Origin of the sequence: Sphingobium limneticum (genome assembly GCF_008710155.1) — a bacterium.
GTDB lineage: Bacteria > Pseudomonadota > Alphaproteobacteria > Sphingomonadales > Sphingomonadaceae > Sphingobium > Sphingobium limneticum.
On sequence record NZ_VYPZ01000062.1, the window covers coordinates 1 to 5339 of the forward strand.

The 5339-nt window shown below is 64.5% G+C and carries 3 protein-coding genes; 1 reads left to right on the top strand and 2 read right to left on the bottom strand.

The window, feature by feature from the left end; translation table 11 throughout:
* Positions 1-282: 282 nt before the first annotated feature.
* A complete protein-coding gene (locus F4U94_RS23705) occupies positions 283-1644 on the bottom strand; it encodes a DUF7986 domain-containing protein (RefSeq protein WP_007683476.1) in 1362 nt (453 codons plus the stop codon).
* A complete protein-coding gene (locus tag F4U94_RS23710; protein ID WP_007686142.1) occupies positions 1641-2279 on the bottom strand; it encodes a recombinase family protein in 639 nt (212 codons plus the stop codon). Before F4U94_RS23710 ends, F4U94_RS23705 begins: the two co-directional genes overlap by 4 nt.
* Before the next feature lie 101 nt (positions 2280-2380).
* Between F4U94_RS23710 and F4U94_RS23715 the strand changes: the two genes are divergently transcribed.
* A complete protein-coding gene (locus F4U94_RS23715; protein ID WP_007683471.1) occupies positions 2381-5311 on the top strand; it encodes a Tn3 family transposase in 2931 nt (976 codons plus the stop codon).
* The last annotated feature ends 28 nt before the right edge of the window (positions 5312-5339 follow it).

The window sequence follows — 5339 nt, forward strand, 5'->3', positions numbered from 1 at the left end:
GGCCCCTGTGCATTATTCGGCCACAGATTCACGGTAGGCGAGCTTGAGGGACGTCGGCGCCAGCTTCTCTGCCAGGGATTGCGCTACGTAAGCCGTCGCGGCCACACAAAAAGGCCGGCACAACGGCCGGCCATAGTTTTAGGAGAGGATGCCTGAAAGGCATCCTCATGCTGCACCTGCGAGCAGCCGTGCGCAATACAAATCCGCAGGCACCGTTGGTGAAGGCGGCTCCAGTGTCTATCAGGCGGCCAGCATGTCCTTCATCGTTGCGGGGTCAAGCCGTCACCGGCGCAGTTCTTCGATCCCGAGTTCCTGCCATATCCACCCGAAGTCGTACGTCGCCATCGGATCATCGATGTCAGCGTGTCTCCCACTGAGATTTTCGAGATGTTTTAGCCACGTGGCGAGTTGGTCGCGTCCGGCCTTGCTGCCGGCGCATTGTCGCGGCGTTTTGTCGCCGAGCATCGGGACAGGCTCATCGAGGAGTGTCCGGTATTGACGATCGAGCATGCCGTGGACAAGCGGGGTGGCGACCTCGACCGGGATGTCCGGTGCCGGCTCCGACACGGTTCGTCCTTCCTGACGCGCAGCCATCGCCTGTTCGATCGTCTCGATCTCGGTCAAAGGTGTTCCCACCAGGGCGCCGAGCGCCTGGGTGACGAGTGCAACGCCGCGTTCTGCACGTTCGGCCGAGGTGACGGAGAGGATCAGAGCGCGGCCCTTGAGTTCCAGATTCCCAAGCACCGGCGTGCCGTCTTCCATTGACACACCCCACGCCATCTGGCCGGTGCCTTTCTTGCCCTGTTTTGTTCTGGTGCCGAGCCAGTTCCAGAAATGTGACGTTTCCCGCTGCAGGGCGGGCACGGTATCGAGGCGGTCGCCGATGAGTGCCTGCGTCGTCCCCCGCGTGAACGGAAAACGGACACGGTGGAAAACAACCTCCTCGCCATCGGCGTTATGCAGCGTGGGGATGGCGACAGGCTCGAGCATCCTGGGCAAGATGTCGAACAGCCAGACCATCGAGATGAGCGGCGCCAGGTCGCGCAGTTGATCATCGTCGATCACTAGTTTCGCGCGCGGGCCGCGCTTGCCCTGTCCCAGGCGCAATGCCTCGAGAAGGGCGCTGGTGGCTTCCGCTGTAAAGGACAGCAGGCCGCCTGCCAGGATCCTATGCCCGCTCACCGGAATGATGCGCACGCCGATCCGATCCCACGGGCCCAGCGTCCTGGACGCGGTGCGCTCGCGGACCTGGACGGGATCACCGCCCCGGATCAGATCTCGCGCGAGGAAGCCGACGCCGGGCTCGATCGCGCTGACTTCATAGACGCTCATGACGGAGGTCTTCAGCGCGCGCATGTAGAGCTTGTTGGGGCCGGCCTCGTTCCATCCGCGGCGCTTGAGATATTCGTCCACGATGTTGCGGCCATCGGGCTCGAAGACGCGGGTCACCAGGTCCTCGAACGCGCAGCCCCACAAGGTCATGGCCCAGTGATCCCCGATGATGCCGGGCAGTTCGTCGGAATCGATGTCGAACTGCGTGAGAACCGGCCCCAGATGATCGTCGAGCGCGTCATGCAGGTCGTCGGCCCACTCGGGCCGTGTCGCGAACTTCATCAGCCCGGTCAGGTCGTGGCCGCGTTTCATGCCGGTAGCTCCATAGTCTGTCGGTGCGCGGCGACGATGCGCGAAACGGTCGGCTCGCTGACATGATAGAGCCGCGCCATCTCGGCGCCGGATTTTCGTCCGGAGATGACGGACTCCGCGATCTCGCGCCGTTGCTTTTCGCCGAGTTTGCGCCGGCGTCCGCCGATCCGCCCTTCGGCGCGCGCCTGGGCGAGGCCGGCGGAGGTGCGCTCGCGGATCATGGCGCGCTCGAACTCGGCGAAGCTCCCGACCATCTGCATCATCATGCGACCTGCGGCCGTGGTGGTGTCAATCGCCTCGGTCAGCGAGCGGAAGCCCGCGCCCGCCGCCTCGATCCGCTCCATAATGTGCAGCAGATCCTTGAGGCTGCGCGATAGCCGGTCGAGTTTCCAGACGACGACGACGTCACTGTCGCGTAACTGGCCGATCATCTCCAGGAGCTTTGGCCGGTCCCAGCGCCCGCCACTGGCAATTTCCTCGAACACGCGCCTGCACCCAGCCGCGTCGAGGGCGCGGCGCTGGGCGGCGTTCGACTGCTCGTCACCCTTCGACACCCGCGCATAGCCGATCAGATAGGGTGCCCTGGTCAAATCCTGCCTTTCACAAACGGCCGTATCCGGAGGCCAGTGCGGCATGAACGGATTCCTGCGGCCTCTTGTCTTTCACAATCCTCTTTCAGAATCATGCCGAAAGGCAAGTGGTTTTTGGAGGTTCAAAGATGCCCGGACGGATTCCGATGACGACGCGGCAGCGCGCTGCCCTGCTGATGTTGCCCGACGACGAGGCGGCGATCGTGAAGCACTATAGTCTGTCAGGTGAGGACATGACCGCGATCGACACCGCGCGCACGCCCGCCACCCGACTCGGCTACGCCCTGCAGCTTTGTTGCCTGCGCTACCCGGGCCGGCATCTGCGCCACGGGGAACTGCTGCCTGCGGTCATGCTCGACCATATTGCCGAGCAGGTCGGGGTGGATGCAAAGGTCATAGCTGATTTCGCCAGACGCACGCCCACGCGCTACGATCAGCTCGCCGCGATCAAGACGCGCTTCGGCTTCAGCGATCTGAGCCGCCCGCACCGCGTGGAATTGCGGACATGGCTGACAAACGAGGCGGCGAGCATCATCGACGGACGCGCGCTGCTCGGCCGGCTTCTGGATGAGATGCGCGCGCGTCGGATCGTGATCCCGGGTGTCAGCGTCGTGGAGCGCATGGCGGCCGAGGCGATACATCAGGCGGAAACGGATCTCGTGGCCGCGATCGATGGCGGCCTTGGCCATGAGATGCGTCAGCAACTCGACGCGCTGATCGATGACAAGGTGCATGACCGGCAGAGCCGTCTGTCCTGGCTGCGCGAGCCAGAACCGCGTGTCGCATCCGCTTCGCTTTTGGAAATCGTCGAAAAGATCACGCTGATTCGTGGGACGGGCATATCGGCTTTCTCCCCTGATGTTCGCCACGAACCGCGCCTGGGGCAATTCGCCCGGGAGGGTGTGCGCTACACGGCACAGGCTTTCCAGCAAATGCGCCCGGCCCGCAGGCGGGTCGTGCTGCTCGCGACGCTGCGCGAGCTGGAGGCGACACTGACCGATGCGGCGATCGATATGTTCATTGCGCTCGTGGGGCGGGCCCATCTGCGCGCCCGCAAACGGCTCGAACAGCGCGTGGCCGTTTCCGGCCGCGAGGGCCGCGAACGGATGTTACGCATCGCCAGGGTTCTGGAAGCGATCAGCCAGGCGGCCCGGGCTGGCGGCGATGTCGCCGCGGCGGTCGATGCCGTGGCATCCCTCGACATCATCGACGCCGACGCCGCTATCATCCGACGTACCGCCTCACCGCACCGGAACGAGGTTCTGGACGAGATCGCGGCGGAATATCGCGCCTTCAAGCGGATGGGGCCGTCGTTCGTGCGCGCTTTTGATTTCCAGGGCCGGGCCGGAATGCAGCCGTTGCGCGATGCGATGGCGATCCTCGCCGATCTCGACGGAGACTGGCGCAGGGCGTTGCCCGATGACGTGCCGCTTGGCCATGTCGAGCACCGCTGGCGTCGGCATGTCATGACCGCAGGCGGGATCGATCGCACCCATTGGGAGATGGCGACTTACAGCGCGCTTTCCAATGCTTTGGCATCCGGTGGTATCTGGGTGCCGACCGCGCGCGTCCATCGCGCGCTCAGTGTGCTGCTTGCCCCACCGGCCAGCCCCGTACCGAAGCCCGCTTTCTCGCTCGGCGATCCGCACGCCTGGCTCGACGAGAGGGCGGCAAGGCTTGATAGCGCCCTGCGCGAGGTCGCCCGCGATCTGGACAAACGCGATCCCCCCCTTTTTGCCGGCGAGCGGCTGCGGTTTCCGAAAGACCCCAAAGAAGACCCTGGTCAGGATGAAGGGCGGCAACTTGCGCTCACCTGCTACGGCATGGTGCCTGCCACCCGTATCACGGATGTGCTGTCGCAGGTTCAACGATGGACCGGCTTCATCCAGCATTTCGGCCATGTCTCGACCGGTCTGCCTCCCGCCGACGAACGCGCCTTTCTTGCCACCTTGATCGCGGAGGCGACCAACCTTGGTCTGTCGCGCATGGCCGAAGTTTGCGGTGTCGCCTCGCGTCGCGCACTGTTGCGTATGCAGACGTGGCATATGCGCGAGGAAACGTTTCGCGCCGCGCTCGCCAGCCTGACCGACGCTATCCATGCCGAACCGCTCGCCGCCTGGTTTGGTTCGGGGCATCGCGCATCGGCCGATGGGCAGGCTTATTATCTCGGCGGTGCCGGCGAAGCCGGAGGAACGGTCAACGCACATTACGGTCGCGACCCCGTGGTCAAGATCTACACCACCATCACCGATCGATACGCACCGCTTCATCAGACGGTCATCGCCGGGACGGCGGGCGAGGCGATCCACGCACTCGACGGCATCCTCGGCCACGAAAGCAGCGCGGACATCACCGCCCTCCACACCGATGGTGGCGGCGTCTCCGATATCGTGTTCGCCGTCATGCATTTGCTCGGCCTCGATTTCGAGCCGCGCATTCCGCGCCTGTCGGATCGACAACTCTATGGTTTCGAGCCCGCGCGGCGCTATGGTCGGCTCGCACCGCTGTTCGGGCGCCGCCTCGGTCGGGACCTGATCGTCAGCCATTGGGCCGAAATTGCGGAGGTCATCGCGGCGATGCGCGACCGCACTGTCACACCGTCGCTGATTTTGAAGAAGCTGTCCGCCTATCGTCAACAAAACAGTCTTGCTGCGGCACTTCGGGAGGTCGGACGGATCGAGCGCACACTGTTCACGCTGCGCTGGTTCGACGACACCGATCTGCGCCGGACGGTCACCGCCGAACTCAACAAGGGCGAGGCACGCAACAGCCTGGCCCGCGCTGTCGCCTTCCATCGGCTCGGGCGGTTTCGCGACCGTGGCCTGGAGAACCAGCAGACCCGCGCGGCAGCGCTCAACCTCGTCACGGCCGCCATCATTCTTTTCAACTGCCGCTATCTCGGTCGTGCCGTCGATGAACTGCGGCACCGCGGCACACCTGTCGATCCCGCCATGCTGTCCCGATTGTCGCCGCTGGGATGGGACCGCATCAATCTCACCGGCGATTATATCTGGTCCGAGAGCCTCGACCTCGATGCCGATGGCCTCATGCCGCTGCTCATCAAGCCGCTACCGTGAATCTGTGTCCGAATAATGTACAGAGGCC